17 protein-coding genes and 1 pseudogene are annotated in these 17,954 nt (G+C 63.2%); 11 read left to right on the top strand and 7 right to left on the bottom strand.

The features are described from left to right. Positions 1-121 precede the first annotated feature (121 nt). Positions 122-988 carry a MetQ/NlpA family ABC transporter substrate-binding protein gene (locus NN4_RS17125; protein WP_147131963.1) on the bottom strand — a complete coding sequence of 289 codons (867 nt, stop codon included), beginning with the start codon at positions 986-988 and terminating at the stop codon, positions 122-124. A 132-nt stretch (positions 989-1,120) separates the two neighbouring features. On the opposite strand from NN4_RS17125, the gene NN4_RS17120 reads away from it, so the two are divergent. The 3 genes from NN4_RS17120 to NN4_RS17110 are packed head-to-tail and all read left to right on the top strand — an operon-like array spanning position 1,121 to position 3,698. Beyond that, entirely contained in the window at positions 1,121-1,996 is an 876-nt protein-coding gene (locus NN4_RS17120) for a MetQ/NlpA family ABC transporter substrate-binding protein (protein WP_135231948.1), read from the top strand. After that, entirely contained in the window at positions 1,993-3,024 is a 1,032-nt protein-coding gene (locus tag NN4_RS17115) for a methionine ABC transporter ATP-binding protein (protein WP_147131960.1), read from the top strand. Before NN4_RS17120 ends, NN4_RS17115 begins: the two co-directional genes overlap by 4 nt. An 11-nt stretch (positions 3,025-3,035) precedes the next feature. Continuing rightward, positions 3,036-3,698 carry a methionine ABC transporter permease gene (locus NN4_RS17110; protein ID WP_147131957.1) on the top strand — a complete coding sequence of 221 codons (663 nt, stop codon included), beginning with the start codon at positions 3,036-3,038 and terminating at the stop codon, positions 3,696-3,698. A gap of 50 nt (positions 3,699-3,748) precedes the next feature. Here NN4_RS17110 and NN4_RS17105 read toward each other — a convergent pair whose 3' ends face one another. From NN4_RS17105 to NN4_RS46935, 6 genes are all read right to left on the bottom strand, one after another. Next, complete coding sequence (locus NN4_RS17105) at positions 3,749-4,189, bottom strand: DUF4189 domain-containing protein (RefSeq protein WP_147131954.1); 441 nt, start codon at positions 4,187-4,189, stop codon at positions 3,749-3,751. A 156-nt stretch (positions 4,190-4,345) separates the two neighbouring features. After that, positions 4,346-4,765, bottom strand: coding sequence for a DUF4189 domain-containing protein (locus tag NN4_RS17100; protein ID WP_147131951.1), 420 nt, complete (start codon positions 4,763-4,765; stop codon positions 4,346-4,348). Between the two features lie 108 nt (positions 4,766-4,873). Beyond that, complete coding sequence (locus tag NN4_RS17095) at positions 4,874-5,653, bottom strand: ESX secretion-associated protein EspG (RefSeq protein WP_147131948.1); 780 nt, start codon at positions 5,651-5,653, stop codon at positions 4,874-4,876. Beyond that, positions 5,646-6,974 (bottom strand): PPE domain-containing protein, encoded by a 1,329-nt coding sequence (locus tag NN4_RS17090; RefSeq protein ID WP_147131946.1) that lies wholly within the window; start codon positions 6,972-6,974, stop codon positions 5,646-5,648. The genes NN4_RS17095 and NN4_RS17090 overlap by 8 nt, the downstream gene beginning before the upstream one ends. Next, positions 6,971-7,348 carry a hypothetical protein gene (locus NN4_RS17085; protein WP_147131943.1) on the bottom strand — a complete coding sequence of 126 codons (378 nt, stop codon included), beginning with the start codon at positions 7,346-7,348 and terminating at the stop codon, positions 6,971-6,973. The genes NN4_RS17090 and NN4_RS17085 overlap by 4 nt, the downstream gene beginning before the upstream one ends. Positions 7,349-7,364: 16 nt before the next feature. Further along, positions 7,365-7,892, bottom strand: coding sequence for a DUF3558 domain-containing protein (locus NN4_RS46935; RefSeq protein ID WP_371865668.1), 528 nt, complete (start codon positions 7,890-7,892; stop codon positions 7,365-7,367). A gap of 292 nt (positions 7,893-8,184) precedes the next feature. Here NN4_RS46935 and NN4_RS17075 point away from each other — a divergent pair, with 292 nt between their 5' ends. The 8 genes and pseudogenes from NN4_RS17075 (at position 8,185) to NN4_RS17045 (ending at position 17,878) form a co-directional block, all read left to right on the top strand. Further along, a complete protein-coding gene (locus NN4_RS17075; RefSeq protein WP_147131936.1) occupies positions 8,185-8,706 on the top strand; it encodes a YbaB/EbfC family nucleoid-associated protein in 522 nt (173 codons plus the stop codon). Next, the gene (locus NN4_RS17070) at positions 8,703-9,017 is read left to right on the top strand and encodes a WXG100 family type VII secretion target (RefSeq protein WP_147131933.1); all 315 of its coding nucleotides are present in this window, start codon (positions 8,703-8,705) and stop codon (positions 9,015-9,017) included. Before NN4_RS17075 ends, NN4_RS17070 begins: the two co-directional genes overlap by 4 nt. Then, positions 9,017-12,466: pseudogene (locus NN4_RS47185) on the top strand (toxin glutamine deamidase domain-containing protein); the annotation flags it as partial. The gene NN4_RS17070 and the pseudogene NN4_RS47185, both read left to right, overlap by 1 nt. A 100-nt stretch (positions 12,467-12,566) precedes the next feature. Next, positions 12,567-13,100 (top strand): SUKH-4 family immunity protein, encoded by a 534-nt coding sequence (locus NN4_RS47180; protein WP_503826342.1) that lies wholly within the window; start codon positions 12,567-12,569, stop codon positions 13,098-13,100. 2,837 nt (positions 13,101-15,937) lie between these two features. Further along, positions 15,938-16,429 carry a DUF6301 family protein gene (locus NN4_RS17060; RefSeq protein WP_147131928.1) on the top strand — a complete coding sequence of 164 codons (492 nt, stop codon included), beginning with the start codon at positions 15,938-15,940 and terminating at the stop codon, positions 16,427-16,429. Continuing rightward, a complete protein-coding gene (locus tag NN4_RS17055) occupies positions 16,426-16,875 on the top strand; it encodes a TY-Chap domain-containing protein (RefSeq protein ID WP_147131925.1) in 450 nt (149 codons plus the stop codon). The genes NN4_RS17060 and NN4_RS17055 overlap by 4 nt, the downstream gene beginning before the upstream one ends. Before the next feature lie 2 nt (positions 16,876-16,877). Then, a complete protein-coding gene (locus NN4_RS17050; protein ID WP_147131922.1) occupies positions 16,878-17,405 on the top strand; it encodes a DUF6301 family protein in 528 nt (175 codons plus the stop codon). 245 nt (positions 17,406-17,650) lie between these two features. Then, positions 17,651-17,878 carry a hypothetical protein gene (locus tag NN4_RS17045; RefSeq protein WP_147131919.1) on the top strand — a complete coding sequence of 76 codons (228 nt, stop codon included), beginning with the start codon at positions 17,651-17,653 and terminating at the stop codon, positions 17,876-17,878. Positions 17,879-17,954: the final 76 nt, after the last annotated feature.

The following is a 17,954-nucleotide window of genomic DNA, read 5'->3' as shown; positions in this document are numbered from 1 at the left end:
CCCCAGTGTAGGACCGAGTACCGACAGAAAACCACTCGGAAATCCCGCCCAGCGAACGCATTTCAGCGACACACCGGCGAATCGCCGATCTCACCATTTTTAGGAACGTTCGCAACTGGAACTACTTGCGAAACTTCGCTGCCAATTCCGCCGCAGCGGCCTGCAGATCGGCCGGATCGTTATTCTTGAAGATCCCTTCGTACCCGGTCTCCGCCCGCACCGCCGCCTCGACCTCCGGATCGTGGTACAGCCGAGCCAGTTTCAGCAGCGTCGGGTTGTCCTTGTCGGCACCGCGCGCGGCGAAGATGTTGATGTACTGCTTCAGTTCCGGGCGTTCCGGGTCGTCGGTGTAGATCGTCTCGTTCTTCGTCAAACCGGCGGGCCTTGCGAAGGTGTCGTCGACGAAGGCGGCGTCGACGCTGCTGAGGGACTGCGCGGTCAGCGTCGGATCGATGGGGGTCAGCCGCACCTTCGACGCGGCGGTGTCCACGTCTTCCAGCTTGGAATCCCAGCCTGCGTTGCCCCGCAACACGATCAGACCGGCCGCGGCCAGCGACAGCAGCGGCCGAACCTGATTGGCCGGGTTGTTACTCAAGGTGATCTGGCCGCCCTGCGGGATGTCGGTGACCGACTTGTGCTTGCGCGAGTACAGCGCCAGCGGGAAGATCTCGGTCGCCCCGATCGGCACGAGGGTGTCGTTGTTGCGGGCGTTGTAGTTGGCCAGGTACCGCACGTGCTGAAACTTATTGAGATCGATGCGGCGTTGCGCCAGTGCGGGGTTGGGCTGGTTGTAGTCGGTGAAGTTGACGTACTCGACGGCAATGCCCTGCTCGGCGGCCTTCTTCTTGTACACGTCCCAATGCGGCAGTGGGACGTCGTTCACACCGATGCGGATCACGTCGTCGCGGTGTTCGGCGCCACAGGAAACCGAGGCGACGGCCAGGGCGGACAGGATCGGGATCAGCAGTAGTCGGTGCTTCAAGCGCATTGCGAGCAAACTAGATGGTCCACCGATGCTGTGGAATGGTTTGGCTCATCACAATTCAAACCGTTGTCTCCCCCGCTGCCGGATCGCTTGGATTACCGGGTTCATATCGCGACAAGCATTTCGGGAGCACGAGTGAAATTCCATCGGGTACTGGCGATCCCGGTCCTGGTAGCCACCGCGGCCCTCACCCTTACGGCGTGCGGTTCTGACGACAAGGCCTCCTCCGACACGGTAGTGCGGATCGGCACCACCGACAAGGACAAAGCCTGGGACGTCTTCGAGCAGCGGGCCAAGGACAAGGGCATCACGCTGAAGATCACCAACTTCTCCGATTACCAACAGCCGAATCTCGCGCTCGCGCAGAAGCAGATCGATGTGAATCTGTTCCAGCATCTGCAGTTTCTCGGTGCCTACAACGTCGCGAACAGCGACACTCTGACGCCGATCGGGTCCACCTACATCGTGCCGCTGGGCCTGTATTCGAAGAAGCACAAGACCCTCGCGGATCTGCCGCAGGGCGCGGAGATCGCGATCCCGAACGACCCCACCAATCAGGCGCGGGCCCTGTTCGTCTTGCAGGCGGCCGGCCTGCTGAAGCTCTCCTCGACCACCAACTCCCCCACCCCCGCCGACATCGACAAGGGTGCGTCCAAGGTCAAGGTGACCACCGTCGATGCCGCGCAGACCGCGCTCTCGCTCGCCTCGGTGGACGGCTCGATCGTCAACAACACTTTCCTAGAGCGTTCCGGCATCGACCCCAATTCAGCGCTGTACAAGGATGATCCGAAGAATCCGGCGGCCGAGCCGTACATCAACGCGCTGGTGACCAGGGCCGAGGACAAGAACAACCCGAAGCTGCTGCAACTGGTCGAGCTCTGGCACGACCCCGAGGTGCAGCAGGCGCACCACGAGGTGACCAAGGGCACCGCCGTCGAGGTGCGGCGCACCGGTCCCGAGCTGGAACAGATTCTGCAGCGGGTGCAGCAGTCCATCCGCGACGGAAAGTGAGCAACCCGCCTGCCGTCGAGTTCCGTTCGGTCACCAAGGTTTTCGGCAAAGGCGTGGATGCCCAGGTCGCGCTCGACGATATCGATCTTCGGATCGAGCAGGGTGAGATCTTCGGCGTGATCGGCTATTCCGGCGCGGGCAAGAGCACGCTGGTCCGCTTGATCAACGCGCTGGAGAAGCCGACCAGCGGCACCATCGAGATCTCCGGCACCCCCATCACCGGGGTGCCGGAGCGGGAGGTGCGCCGCCTGCGCCGCGACATCGGAATGGTGTTCCAGCAGTTCAATCTGTTCCGATCCCGCACGGCCGCAGGCAATATCGAGTATCCGCTCAAGGTGGCGGGCTGGAAGCGGGCTGAACGCAAAGCGCGGGTCGCGGAGCTGCTGGAGTTCGTCGGGTTGTCCGACAAGGCCCGCAGCTACCCCGATCAGCTCTCCGGTGGGCAGAAGCAGCGGGTCGGAATCGCCCGCGCCCTGGCGACTTCGCCGTCGCTGTTGCTCGCGGACGAGTCGACCTCGGCGCTGGATCCGGAAACCACCGGTGAGGTGCTGCGGCTGCTGAAGAAGATCAATCGGGAGCTCGGCGTCACCATCGTGGTGATCACCCACGAGATGGATGTCATCCGCGCGGTGGCCGACCGGGTCGCCGTGCTCGCCGAGGGCCGGATCGTCGAACTCGCCAGCACCTTCGAGGTTTTCGCGACCCCGCAGGCCGCGCCGACGCAGTCGTTCGTGGCGACGGTGCTGCACAACCGGCCGTCCGAGGAGGAACTGCGCCGGCTCGGCGAGCTGCACGGCGGCAGGCTCGTCACGGTCGATATCGACGACCGGCGCGGTATCGGCCAGGCCTTGGCTGGTGCGGCATCGGCCGACGTGCGATTCGAGGTGGTGTACGGCGGCGTCAGCACGTTGCAGGACAAGACATTCGGCAGCGTCACGCTGGTGCTGCACGGGGACGACGAGGCGATCGACAAGGTGATCTCTGAGCTCGACCGTCCGCCTTTGCTCGAGAAGATTCCTACGGACTGAAAGGAGTACCGATGCAGACGGATTGGGACAAACTCCGGCCGGTCCTGAACGAGGCGATCGGCACCACCATCTATCTGGTGCTGGTGGCGTTCGTGATCGGCGGACTGATCGGGCTCTTCCTCGGCACCATGCTCTACACCACCCGCAAGGGTGGGCTGCTGGCGAACGCGCCGATCAACGTGCTGCTCAACGTGATAGTGAACGTGGTGCGGCCGATCCCCTTCATCATCCTGCTCGCGGCGCTCGGCCCGGTGACGTTGCAGGTGGTCGGCACCACCATCGGCACCGAGGCCGCGGCGTTCGTGATGGTCGTCGCAGCGTCGTTCGGTATCGCCAGGATCGTGGAGCAGAACTTGGTGACGGTCGACCCCGGCGTGATCGAGGCGGCCAGAGCGGTCGGCGCCGGGCCGCTGCGCATCATCTTGACGCTGTTGATCCCCGAGGCGCTCGGACCGCTGATCCTCGGCTACACCTTCGTGGTGATCGGGATCGTCGACATGTCCGCGATGGCGGGCACCGTCGGTGGCGGCGGGCTCGGCGATTTCGCGTTGGTCTACGGCTATCAGCGATTCGATTGGCAGGTCACCCTGGTCGCGACCCTGGTCATCATCGCGGGGGTGCAGGGCATCCAGTTCGCCGGCAACTGGTTGGCCCGAAAGGCCCTGCGCCGCTGAACAGCTCGCTGGGTGTGCGGACACTTCGTCCGGACACCCAGCGGCAGGACTTATTCGGCGTTCGCGGTGCAGTGGGTGGTGCCCGCGATCCGCGCTGCGTCCGGCGCCGAACTACCGAAATTCAGTGGCGGCGGGCCGAATGCGGCGATGGCCGCCCGCTCCGCCTCGGCCCGGGTGGCGCCCGTGCCACCGAGGTAGCGGCCGTCCCGTTCCGCGATGGCGCCGCATCCGTTGACGAATCGCACGATGATCGTGCAGTTCGTCGCGCCCTCGTCGCGGCAGTCCGCCAGCGCGGCCGCGTCGGCTTCCGCCCAGTTCGGGTAATCCCACGCCGTCGAGACCGACGCGCCTCCCGAAGTCACCGAGATCGCCTTCGACCCGTAGAACGAGCCGTCCGAGCCGGGCTCGGCGGTGGCCGATCCCGCACCAGCCGCGACGAAAGCGGCGGCCGCGCACAGGCCGAGGGCAGCCTTGCCCGATAGAGACATCATGATCCTCCCCGAGAAGAAATAGGTTTCGGATCAGAGCATGGAGCATCGCATCCGATATGTCCAAATATTCGACTAACTGCTGTGTATCTGAAAAGCACAGGTGTGCAGAGTCATTCGAAACGAAGCCCTCGGGTCGGTCAACCGTCGTGACGAGCCTCAGCTCGCGTTCTTCGTGCACGAGGACAGCGCGATGCTCGCCGCCCGCGGTGAAGCGCTACCGAGATCAGGGAACGGCGGCGCACTCTCACCGAGCTTGGCGATAGCCAACCGCTCCGCCTCCGCCCGCGTCGGCGCCCAGTCCGCCGCGAACTGCCCATCGGCGCCCCGCGCTACCGCCGCACAACCGTTCGCGAACCGCACCATGATCTTGCAGTCCCACACCGCACAATCCCGGATCGCCGCCGCATCCGCCGCCACGTACGACGGATGATCGACCGCCTCGACCACCTTTCCGGTCCCCGGCGAAACAGCGAGCGTCCCATAGTAATTGCCCGCAGCATGTGCCGAGCCGACCACGGCGAGCGCTGCGGCGGATGTCAGCACCGCACCCAGCGCAGCCCTATTCAGAAGTGACACAGTAATCCCCGTCTCGAGAAAAGTTGACGCGACGCTGATCATCGCCGAGCGCAGGCACCGTGTCCAGTATTTCGTTGCGGCCCATGGGGATCGCGGTACCGCAGCACCTTAACGCGATTGCCGCAGTGATTCGTCGTGCTCACGGTCTTCGCGGTAGTAACGCTGCGTGAGGGCGGCCAGGCGATTGATCTCCGCCGCCATAGCGTCGCCGTCCATCGGGCGGGCAACGATCGGGTCACCGGTTCTGACGTAGTAGCGGCCGTCCGGGTAGTCCATCCACCAGAAGGCGCGACCGAACGTCGGACGCGAGTCGACGGCGGCGCCCGGCGACACCGTGATCTCGCCGAGCCCGAGGCGTTCGCGTTTGAACAGCCGATCCAGTTGCTCGGCGAGGCCGAGCCGGCCCGACGACCGCGTCGTCCGGTCCCGATCCGCCGCCACCTCGGCCCGGCGCACTTCGATCGGCGCGGAGCTACCCGCCGACGTATCGGGCAGCGCGGCGACGAGCAGCGCAGCGGCGCCACTGGCCGGGCCGTACCTCATGATGACATCGGCCCCGGTGTCAGCGGCTCGCCCAGGAAGCTGCGTGAGGGTGGTCGCTGCCGAGCCGTTTACTGCGGCGTGAAAACGTAAGGTACGCGCCAGATCCGGGCCGTCGAAACCCTTCGACTCGATCCGCACCTCCGGCTCGAGCAGCACCCCCAGCGCACGTTCCAGCTCGAGCGAATGCCTGCCGAGCAGCGCATCGACCGCGGCTTCCCGCTGCCGCACGAGATCATCGAAATCGACCGCGCCCGGGCGGAATTGCAGCGGATAAGGCAGACGGTCCCGGCCATAGGCGGACAGCAGCAGCTGAAATTCGAGACCGCTGAAACGCCAATTATCCACTGTCACCACCGATTACCGGCGGGACCGCCTTCGGCAACGAGTCCAAACCGGTGACCTCTTCGCCGTGTTCCCTGGTGATCAGATAGTCCTTGGTGCCGGAGGTCTGCTCCTCGTCCTTACGCTGCCCCGCCGCACCCGGCGCCATACCGCCCGGCGCACCCGCCGTCCCCGTCCGCGCACTGCTCGCATTGGATGCTGCGGCGGCCGCCGGGGTAACACCGGGCTGCTGCGGTACGCCGGGGATGCTGCGTCCCGGATTCGGCTGCGCGGTGGGGGTGCCGGGGACCCCGGTGGGGCGACCTGAGGTCGTGCCAGGCGATCCTGGACTCGGGCGCGTCGGCGAGGTCGGCGTCCCCGTACCGGTCGGCGACGGGGTCGTCGTGCCCGGCATGTTCGTCGTGGGATTCGTACCGGTGGGTGCCTGCGTGGTCGGGTTCGCCTGCGTCGCAGCGGGATTAGCCGACGGTGAGTTCGTCGAGGCCGGTGTCGTCGACTCCGGATTCACGCCGGCCGGTTGCGTGCCCGGTGCCGCGTTACCAGCTTCCGAAGGTTGATTGCTCGGCTGTCCACTCGTCGCCTTGTCCGGCGCTGCGCTCGGGTCACCATTGGAATCCGTCCCCTGCGGTACGGACGGCATCGGACCGGACGACGGCGTAACCGGCCCCTGCGAGTTACTCACCAGGGTCGGCGCGGGCGGAATGATCGGCACACCGTGGTCAGTCTGATTCGCGACCTGCCAATACACCGACTGCAGAATCCGCTTGGCCTCTTCCCTGGCCTCCTCAGCGGAATAGTCGCCTGCCTTCATCACGCCGTCTTGTGGAAGCGTCTTACCTTTAGGATCCGGTGCCTCGGTGACACCTGGCATCAGTGTCTGCGTTTGATGCAGACCGGTGTACATCTCGGCAAGCTTCAAGTGCAGCAGATGTGCCGCGGTGGTGAGCTCCCCCGCGCCCGCGCTGTATTTTTGTACCGCCTCAGCGGCCTTACTCGCAGCCTGCCCCGACCATCCACCAGCGATGGTCCGCTGCACGCTCGCATTGAACGTCTCGGTGGTATCCCGAAATGCCGTACCAATCTTGGACCACGCCTCAGCAGCCTGCAGCACGTTGCCCGGCTTCATCGCCGCCACCCGCTGAACCAAATCCTCCAGCGGCAGCGTCTCGAACAGCGCAAGATCCTCGTTGGTGATCTTCGGCGGCTCGAACCCACCGTTGAACTGCTCGCTACCGATGTTCGTGACCGTATAGATCGCCGCGCGATCCTTGTTCCACTGCTCCTGCGCAGCGATGATCCTGGCCCGGTACTCGTCGTAGGTCATGAGGGGAAGTCGATTCCGGCGAGGTTGGAGGCGTTGGATTGGTCGACGGAGTGGTAGTTCTCGATGGCTTTGGCGAAGACTTGCTTCATGAGCATCACTTCTTCGATGTGCTCTTTGATCCGAGTCTGGATCGAGTCCTCCCCAGTCGAGCCCTTCAGCGTGAATTTCTCTTCGAGCACCGTGCCCGACGGGAAACCACCAAACCCGGAAATGACCGCTACGTCACGCGCGGTACGCAGGATTGCTTCCAAATTGTCGATGTTTCGATCACAGTCCTGGGCAAGTCCGTTACCCACGTCGGGTGCCAATCGGAGCTCCCCAGCGTTAGCAGAGTCGAGCAACGCCTGCCACTTCGATCCACTCGCTTCAACCATGGAACGCCCCCTAGTTCTACGGCAGATACTTCGCCAGCTCAGTCGCATGCCTGCCAGCGACTACACATGGATCCTCTTGAAGCGGTTCGCTGTACCGGCCCAGTACGTCGAATATGACTGTCCCCCTGGGCACTTCGACTGCCACGCCGCATCCGAGATGATCATTATCGCTTGCGAGCTTGAACTGAACCGCTTGACGACCGTCGATGCCCAATGCCTTGAGATCTGTGAAATCCTTCCGGCCTCGAACCTCTTGAAGGCTCGGAGAGCCCGCGAAGATGCTCGCGGTGTACCAACGCGCCGACGCTCGCCAATTGCAGACTTTCCATCCCTCGAAGTCCACGCCAGCGGCACCCTTCTTCTTGCTGTCCGGGTCGAGCCCGGTCGCTCGCAAAGCGTCCGGCGAGAGGGTGCAGGGATCCCAAGGGGCAGTGTCTGTCGCAGGTGACGTCTGCGCCGACGTACCAACGCCGACCGACGTGCTCGTAACACCAGCACTGGTAGGCGTCCCATTCGAACTGTCCTGGCAACCAACAAGCACCATCACAACGCCAACCGCAAGCCCCACAGCGCGGCCAACATTCCCCCTGCTAGTCATCGCACCCTTTCCAAACCAGAGTTCACCACTGGAACGTCCCAGTTGAGCCTGGACAATCTGGACTCCCCCGCGACCTGCCCAAACCCTACCGCCCGCCAACAACCACCCGCAACGACCACGGTCGAGGTTGGTGTGGCGGTGGACCGGATGGTGAAATTTCAGCTTCGATGGAACCGATCGTCGGCTCGCTGCGTCGGTATTCAGTGACGGAGCGAAAGTTTCAGCAGAGGGGTTCCTGATGGAGGACAGCGGGCGCGAGGCGATGCGCGCACGGAATGACTCGCTACGCGACCAAGTCGACTCGCTGCTGGAAACTTTCGATCAACAGCGCAGAAACCTTGCCGAAGCCCAGGCGACTCTGGCGACCGCCACGGTCACCGCTCGCTCCTCGGACAACCTGATTCGCGTGGTCAGTAACGCGGCAGGGGTTCCGGTGGAGGTTCACGTCGAGCCTGATGCGTTCAAACGATCCACCCCGGAGAAGCTCGGTCGCTCGATCACCGAGGCGGTGCAGTCCGCGGCCCGGCAAGCCCTCGAGGCGACGCAACAGGCCGTCGCCCCGATCGAAGCTGCCGCAGACGGGATCCCGGACCTATCAGACCTGATACCTGGCGCGCCGAATATCCGGCAGCTCGTCCGCTCCATGTTTCCGGAGCCGCTCACCCAGGAAGTCACGACGGCAGCAGAGCCGATGCCATTGGACGAGGAAGCCGAAGACGAGTACTACCGCAACCGCTCGTATCTGCAGGACCGCCCGTGACCGACTTCCGGGTAGACCCAGATGCGTTGCGCGCCACCCGCCCTGGATTCACCAGTGTCGCTGACAAGATCACCGCCGCAGCACAGAATCTGCGCCGGGTGATCGAAGCCGAGGGCGAGTGCTGGGGCTCCGACAAGATAGGTCAGAGCTTCGCGAAGAACTACACGCCTAGCGTTCCAAAAGCATTGAAGAGCATCGACGGTCTCAGCAAAGCGATGGGCAACCTGGGCGACCGCATGGTCGCGGCGGCGAATACGCTGCAGAACCGCGACGAAGCCAACGCGGCCGATCTGAACCAAATCCAACCCTGATGGGTATCGAAATCCCCGACTCCCTGCAGTGGGTCGCCAAATGGATTGTCGGGGCGGGTGATTGGCCCGAAGGCGATGAGACCGCGATGCGGCGTGTGTCCGACGCATGGTCGGAGATGGCCTCAGCGCTCAACGAACTCGATGACGATGCCGGACACGTAGTCGCCCAGGCGTTAGCCGCGATCGATGGCCAGACACACGACGCGATCGCCGCGTACTGGGACCAGCTGACCGGCCAGAAAGGTGCTTGGACGAGCCTGGTCAAATATCTCGACAGTATCGCCGACCAAATCGGTGACGGCGCAGCCGATATCGAGCAGACCAAACTCGTCATCATCGGCACCATGGTCATCTTCGCGCTCGAGATGGCACCGTTGCTGGCGACCGCGTGGACCGGGATCAGTGCCGCGGGTGCGGTCGCCCTGCGGGTAGCCACCCAGATCACCATCCGGATGGCGATCAAGCAGTTGATCGCTCGCATGCTCACCCGCGCCGCAGCCAAAGCCGCCGCACGGGCCGCCTTATACGGTGCGATCTTCGAGGCGATCGAAGAAGGCGGCCTCGAGATAGGCACCAAGTACCTGCAGGTCGGGATCGGCCACCGCGACGACATCACCGCACAGGATTGGAAAGCCGCCGGCATTGCCGCCGCTGCCGGTGCCGCAGGAGGCGCAGTGGGTGCGGGACTGGGCAACGGCGGACTGCTGTCCGGGGCCGCCGACGTCGCGGCCACGCGCGTCGGCCGCGCCACCGTGGCGGCAACAACTGAGGCCACCACTGGCATCGCAGGTGAAATAGCCGGTGCAGCGACCGCCGCCGCGCTCACCGACCAACCCTTCAACCTCACCCTCGACAGCATCACTTCCTCCGCCGCTCAAGGCGTCCCTGGCGGGCTCCATGCCGTAGGGAATCAGCACACTGGCAACGAAACACCAACGCCCGCAACAGAAATCACTGAGCTGGGCGACTTGCCGACTGCGCCGTCGCCGCACGACACCCAACCCGCGTCCGACAACCCGGACGCCCAAGCCAGCCCAAGTGCTACCAATCAGAGCAGCCCGACAGAGACACCGGCGAGCACGACATCCGCCGCGAGCAACCCGGTGGAAACAACTCAGCCAGCCTCCACCAGCCCCGACGATGTGCCGTTGAGCCTTCCCGAGCACCACAATCCACCGGCGACGGCCGCTGCGGAGGGCACTGGTCCCGAACAATCCAGCGCGTCGATCGACAACCCGATCGCCACCGGAACGGACCACCCGACGACACCGACTCCGTCCGGCACCGACGCTGCGTCCAGTATCACGCAGTCGCAAAATTCGGCCGCCATCGATTCCGGGGCGCAGGAAGACACCGCTACGCAAGCTGTGCCTGCACATGATGGCCAACCGGATTCGAGTCCGGCAAAACCTGACATCACGGACCCAACACCGAACGCTCCGTCCGAGACCGGCACGGGCTCAGGCCAACCGAGCACACCCAACATTGCGGATACCACGCAGATTCCGGCCGAGACGATCGAGCAATCGATCACATCGAAAGACTCAGACCTTGCCGCGCCTATCGCACATGATGGCCAGCCCACACCCGCTGCGCCCGTGCAGCCGGACCATGTCTCAACTCCAGCTCCGGCGACCCACGAAAGCCCATCGGCGGTGGTGCCCGACACCGCAGGCTCGGCGCCGCGGGACGAGCCATTGTCGGCTGCCGTACCACGAGATGCTGGTCAGCCCGAACAGCTAACGGGCACTACAACATCGGCACTCACCACCGCCGACACAGCCGCTGCACCCCTCACTGCGCCGTCCGCTACGACGACCTCACCTTCAGCAGAAACTCCGCACCGCTCGACAACACCAGCGCCGGATCCGGCCGGAAGCTCGACATCGACCAGTCCAGCGCCTGGCCCGCAATCCAACGTTCCCGCGGCTGCTGGACCTACAGGGGCAACAGCCGACCCGGCCCGGCCGACAACGTCCGGGCCGACACCGCCGGACTCGACGCGCCCGTCTCCAAGTCTCGCTGAGCAAGCACGTCCCGCGTCTCCCACCCCCGCGCAACCCGGATCCGAACCGACACGGAACGCGCCCACCACCGCCGATCAGTCGAGGCCCGCGCCCAAGACAACACCGCGGCTGAACCCGGCGCCAGCCCCCGCATACCCAGGCGACCCATCGACACCTCGCGACCACCCTCGCAACGACGGCCGACCTGCCACCGACCACTCCAGAGCTCCGGAATCGCTACCGCCGCAACTTATCCCCGGCCGTGACGCAACACCTGGCCATCACCGACCACAACATGTCTCGCCGACCCACAACGCGCCCAATCCTGCTGTCCAGCACATGGATCAAGCGCGCGCGGCACGTGAGTTCTTCCGCAACCGAACACCCGAAGCTGGCCGCATCACTCAAGTCTCCACCAGCGGCGACCCATTCTCTTCCAACGCACCTGCCTTCGATGTCCGTCGCTTCCCCAACCAAGCGGCCAGCGTGCTCACCATCCGAGTGCACCTCGCACCGGGTCCATACGCCTCACCGCTGGACATCCAAAACCTTGTCGACTCCGCACAAACAGCGACTGACCGCGCTTTCAACACAGTGCCTCGCCTACTCAACGGCGATCGACTACTCATCGACATTGTCTTCACCACCGACCCCGTCACCGCTCACCTCCAAGTAACCGCTACGCAAGCACCTGGTGATCGCAACAACTGGTCGGTCCACGCTCGCCCCGAAACCCTCGTAAACAACATCCGCCGCCAAATCGGGCTGTTTCCCGCTGAGCCGGGCACCGATCCCGGACTCTCCTCCACCGATTTACGACAGATCAGCAACGACATCGCGGCAGCGAACACACCCAGCCGCTACGAAAATCTTCCCGATACCCGGGTCATCGATCACCGCCGGCTCAGTGAGCTGGAAGATCAGGCATATCAGGAGATGGTCGAAGATTCACTCCGCGACGGCGATCGCTTCACACGCGGTGCGGACCCCCGAAGTCACCCTTACGGCCGACTGGTCAACGACGGTGGGCCGACCGTTCAAGGCCGCCGCAACAACTGCTTGGACAACGCTCTGGCAGCGCTGTCGTCATTTTTCGGCCGCCCGCAGGTTGCCCTGCCGAGATGGCCGGATCCGCTGCCCGACGGGAGAATCGACCAAAACAGCGGTGAGCACGGCGGAATGGAGCGCGCGGCCGATTGGCTCGGCAGCGGAGTATCGGACTACGCCAATCGGGGCATGTCCTTGCCGGAACAGTTCGAGGCGGTCCACAACTGGATCGCCCACCTGGGCCCAGGTTCGGCAGCCCTCGTCGTCAACACCTGGCACGCCCGGGACGCCAACAACGCATTCCAATACGACTCGAACGGCAATCCGGTCCCCAACGGCAGTCACGCGACAGTCATCGTTTACCCGCTAGGTGCGACCGGCCCCGTCTGGTGGGATCCGCAGTCGGGCGCAACCTCTGACCACCCGCCGACCTGGATGGTCGACTACTCAACCGAGTTATCGTTCACACCGATTCCGCCGGATCAAGGAGCAGGTAATGCCGGAGCAGTATCGAACCAGGGGCCAAGTGGAGCAGTACCTGGCACACATCTTCAACCCCAATCGGGAGTACCGGCTCAATCCGTTCGAGAAGGGATGGGTCTGCAGCCCGATCCTGACATCGGAGGAGATCGCAGCCGGACAGGGATTGGGCTCGACGAGACTGGTGATCGATTCCGAGACCGGCGTGGTGATCGAGTACCCGAGTTGGTCGGACCAGATGGTGATGGACGACTACAACGAAGCGAAGCGGACCGGCCGAGCACCGATGGGCGGCCAGGTGTACCCACCTCGGTGGCAGGTGACCTTCGACCGGATACGGGAGGACCCGACCGAAGTGGAGTACCTAGTCCACGTGTCCTCGCCGACGGAGCCGGCCACCCAACAACGACTGATCATCAACAAACAAACACTCCGCTCCCGGACCAGCACGTCGCCGATCCATCCCGCGTCCGCGCAAGCGAAAGCTTGGGCCCACGCGAACAGGGAACCGGACGGGACGTGGCCCCCGCGGGGGACGTTCAGCTTCTAGGACCCGCACGCGACACTTCACCCGGCGACAACACCACCACCCTTGCGGTCACACCGCCGACTGCTCATCAGCCGTTAGCACCCGCCCCCACCCGTGACTTGCCTGTCGACCCGGGAAGTGGTCGGGATCGCTCAGGGAACTCTGAAGATCGCGACAACGGCCGCTACCCGCCATACATCGACCCCAACGCTCACACACGATCAGACCGTCCACCGCTAGATCGGTCAACCGATCCCGACGCTCCACGAAAATTTGCCGAAGCCGCACGCTCTGCTCATCCGACCTCGAACGAGCGGCCAGTGGAGTCCCGTGTGGAACGCTCCACTGATCCCAACGCCCCGAACAGATTCGCCGAGGAACAACGCACGGCCCTACCGTCCCCAACCGATCCTCCGGCGCAGCCACGTGTAGAACTTTCATCGGATTCGTCCCTCAGCAGTCAACCCGCCCCTCCAGGTATGCACCGCGGCGACGATGGACTGCTGCACAAGCCAGGGGATCGCGCCGACTCCTATCGAGACCCGGACGGCAAGTGGCATCGCGTCGGTGATCGAGATGGCACATACCGTGACAAAGCATTCCAGCTGAAAGAAGGCCGCAGCTGGGTTGATGATCCTGCGGTCAGGGAGGATATCGCCTTCCTAGCCGATCAGAGCCCGGCCGAGCTATACGAGGTCATCGACCCCAGCAGTAGAGGCAAGCTCGACGAATTGGTGGCAGAGGCCGCACGGCAAGACGTCGATCGTGCCGCCGCCGGTGCTGCGGCAAAAGCACACATGAAGGAGTTCGGGGTCGACAGGATCGCTCTGCTGAGCGAGAAGAACCTCCCCGAGTTCATCCAAGCCCAAGAAACACACATAGCCGACGATTCCACACTCAGCGACCAAGCAAAACTGGCCAAGCTCGAGCGGTTGTATGAGATGGCAGACAATGCTAGTAAGTATAATTTGCTCGGCACCGAGATGGTCAACACCTCAAAAGCGCTGGGAGAATTTGGTGGAATAGCGCACGCCACCGACCGGCCGGACATAGTGCTGCTGACACCGTTCGACGGCGCATTTGACGGGCGCGACACCTTTGATGTCATCGCTTTCACCGATAATCCGCACCCCACCCTCTTGCTCGAAGAGTGCAAAGGCGGCTCATCGCCACTGGGTGCCGCCGGGACCGAGAAAGGGCGCGCCCAGCAGGGGTCGCCCGAATACGGCGAGCGCACTGCAGCAATCGAAAAGAATCTCGCCCGTCTGCTGTCGGAAACTCCCGAGCAGATGCGTGCACGCGGCGTGGATCCGGACGGGCCCGAGGGCCGGCAGCTGTTGAACGCTCGCGATCAGCTGCTGCGCGCCCATGCTGACGGCACACTGCGGGTCGAGTACAACTTGGTCCATGTCTCTCGCGACGGGACGATCAGCGTATCGCGGTTCAATCTTGAACGTGACGGACAGTCGTTCTTACTCGGAGTCATCGGGGGTATCGACAAATCGCAAGCCCAAGAACTCCTACGGATTTCCGAGACTCGAGCCTTGGAACAAGCCATGGCTCGAGTGATGGAGGACCATCGGGCAAGGCTGCTCCAGCCGCTGCACCCGCGTGACCGCGAAGCCGTCTTGAATGCCGTTGAATTCGCCCGAGAAACGGCAGTCCCAGACGGTCGACCGGAGGAGTTCCGAGCGCAGGCACTCGAATTAATTGAAAAATCCAGGGAAACACTCGGTCAAGATCCTGGCCAGGCAAGCAACGAGCTTCTCAAGGCGGCTCAGTATTTAGACCGGGCACAGGCCTTGGAAATCTATCCAGCTATCGATTTATTGCATAACCTCGACATCGACCCGCAACTAAAGGACGTCGCCAAAGATGTTCTGACGGCTGAAGTGGTCGACCGCGATCGAGCAATCGCGGCGAGCTTGGAAATAGGGAACCAGGAAGTAGTTGCCTCGGTGACGGAGCGAGTGCTCGCGACCAGAGACCCGCAGCTGCAAGATCGTGAGAAGCTTCTACAGCAGGCAATCGAAAAGGTCGTACAGCTGGAAGGAGAACGAGAACAGGGAGCCGGAGCCAACATGGCCAGACTGCTCGAAGCTCATCAATCAGTTGAGCGCGCCGAGCAAGCAGCAGCAGTTGAGCGCGAACACGAGGCACGCGCGGTGACAGTTTTCGGATTGACGCCCGAACTGGGGCGGGAAGTCGCTCAGGCGCTGGACGCTGACCGTGCACTAGCTATAGAGCAGGCTAGAGAAGTAGTTTTTCGAGAGGCTGTACAGCAACATAATAATGTTGTCGAGTATAATCCTGCGCTGCGAGTGCCGATCGGACGAGAGGGTTCTTTCGATGCTCGCACGTATTTGTTGAGGCTGGGACACGAACATAGCAGGTTCGACAGACAAAGGGGCACATTGGTTTATGAGCTGCCCGGTCGGGAACCTATGTTCATTCCGTACGACTCGGAGGCTGCCCGCTTAGCGGCTGCCGCAAAATCGATCCAACATGGTTTGTCGATCGAGAACGCTGCAGTGGTTCATTTAGCTCAAAAAGGACAAGGTACACCCGCGCATGAAGTCGTTCAAACTCCACCCACGGTGGAGGAATTACGGATGCGTGGCCGCGGTCGAGAACTCGATCGCGCGCGCGAACGTGGTATAGAGCAAGGCCGTTAGAACGATTACTATGTCGCGTAGCAGAAATGGTCGGATGAACGGGTATTCGAGAGTGTCTTCCATGCTTCGCGGAGGGGTAATCTACCGGACCCGCACTCTGGGCGGTCATGGCACGCGGTTATGTCTGGCTGCCCGCTCGTACGAGAGCGACTACCCGGGATGGATTGAACGTAAGGTGATGTCATGACGGAGTGGCGAGCACTGAGTGACGCCGAAATCATCGAGCTGGCAACCAGGTTGCTTTCGCTGGACTGGTCGTGGCAGATGTCGGAAGTCCCCGAACTAGCTAGCGCGTTCGGTTGGCAGATACAGAGCGCCCGGCCACGGTCAGTCATCCTCGACGTTGGATTCGGGATGGCTAGCGGCCGTGTTCACGGCCGCGATAGTCGGGCAGAGATCGTTGAATTGGCCGTGACTACACGGGCGACGGGGGACGGTGCTGAGCGAGCACTAGTGCTCGACACATTCGCACGGATGACCACCGCACTGACCACCGCGTTAGGCGCACCTGCGAGGCGAATCCCCGGTGAGCTTCCCGAGATTCGTTGGGCTGGCGAGGAAACAACGCTGCGGCTACTGTGCATGTCGTCGTCGGTGCGACTGTCTCTGGAGACCAATTCATGGCTCGCTCTCCACGATGAGACGATCGAGCTGCAGGAACAGGGACTGATATGACCAGTTGGGCAGGGTTCGAGGACGGTCTGGCGGAGCACCTGACATCCTTGCCTGCCGGCGTGGTGGTGATCATCGATGAGGCCGAGCGTCAGCAGGAGCGCCGGCGGTTTGCGCAGTTCCGGCAGCTCGAGGACATGATCTGGGCCGAACTGCCAGGCGATGATTCGCTGGACCCGGATGTGCAGGTCCGTGAAGCTGGATCGCGGGTGATTGCCGAGGCAGGCTGGCAGCACCCGGACGCCGACCACTGCGACAATTGGTGGTTTGAACTGCCATGGCCCGCCGATGCGGGTGCCTATCGGCGACTGGCGTCGATGATCGTTACCGGGCTACGAGATGCCTATCGAGTAGTGGCCCCGGACCGTCTCGTGTACGACGCGTGGAACGAGAGCGCCGGCAATCGAAAGTTCGAACTACCGCGCACCGGATTGATACGGAAGAGCTGACGATGGCAGATTTCGGTTCTGGGAGCGACGCTTTCGATGCTGGGTGGCGAACGAACAGCGACGGGGAGATTGTCGAACTCGCCACCACGCTGCGGTCACTGGTCTGGTCGTGGCGGATGGATGACCTGATGAGTTTGCTGGTGGTATTTCCCTGGCATGACCCGATCATCGAGTCGCCGGACTGGGCTCGATTCGATGCCGGCCTTGGAGCGGGCACCTGCGATGTGCTCGGCCGTAATAAAGATGCAGAGCGCATCGAGGTAGCGGTCACGACCCTGTCGGCCGATAACACGGCTGGTCGGGACGAGGTCCGCAAGACGTTCGATCATATGACCGCAGTGCTCACCGGCCCGCTCGGTGAGCCGAGCCAGCGGATCGCGGACGCGATCCCTGAGATCCGATGGACGGGCGAAGAAACTACCCTACTGCTCACGGATCTGTCGCTGATGGTGCGACTGTGTCTTGTGACGAACACATGGCTCGTTGAATACGACGAGACAAACGGATTGCAAGGCCAGAGCACGACCTGACAGGCCTTACTGTGCGTTCGCCGGTGGACGCTTCCGTCGCCGAGAACGGTACACCGCTTGCCGGCAAGGATTGCGTTGGACGAAGCCGGTCGTGTTGAGCCCGGCGACCAAACGACCTTTATGTCCACAAGTATCGACTACAGCAGGTTTCGCAAGTGGATCCTTGATTCGCTTCGAACGGATTACATCGGTCTCGCCCCACCACCCGCGACCGACTACAACCCGCGCATGCGAAGGGATGAACGATGGCGCTCTACGCGGAGATTCAGAAGCTGGACGAAGACAGCGGGCATATCCGGTATGGATACACCGATGTCGAGGGAGTGCAGCGGACTTTGCTGCTGGACAAGGCGGCCGAGACGATCGGCCTTGAAAGTGGTTCCGAGGACATGCTTTATCGAGCTGTGGCGCGCAAGATCGCCTCAGCATGGGTGAACGGTCTGGTACCCGACCACATGATCGTGCAGTCGTGACGCAGCCCTGGTTCGGCGGCACCAGGGAGCTCCACTGCCCCGGCTCGCGATGCAACACGACAACGGCCGCCTCGAT

This window comes from Nocardia ninae NBRC 108245 (genome assembly GCF_007990755.1).
Classification (GTDB): domain Bacteria; phylum Actinomycetota; class Actinomycetes; order Mycobacteriales; family Mycobacteriaceae; genus Nocardia; species Nocardia ninae.
Note: the sequence above shows the minus strand (reverse complement) of the source record. Positions and strands in the feature narration are given on the sequence as shown.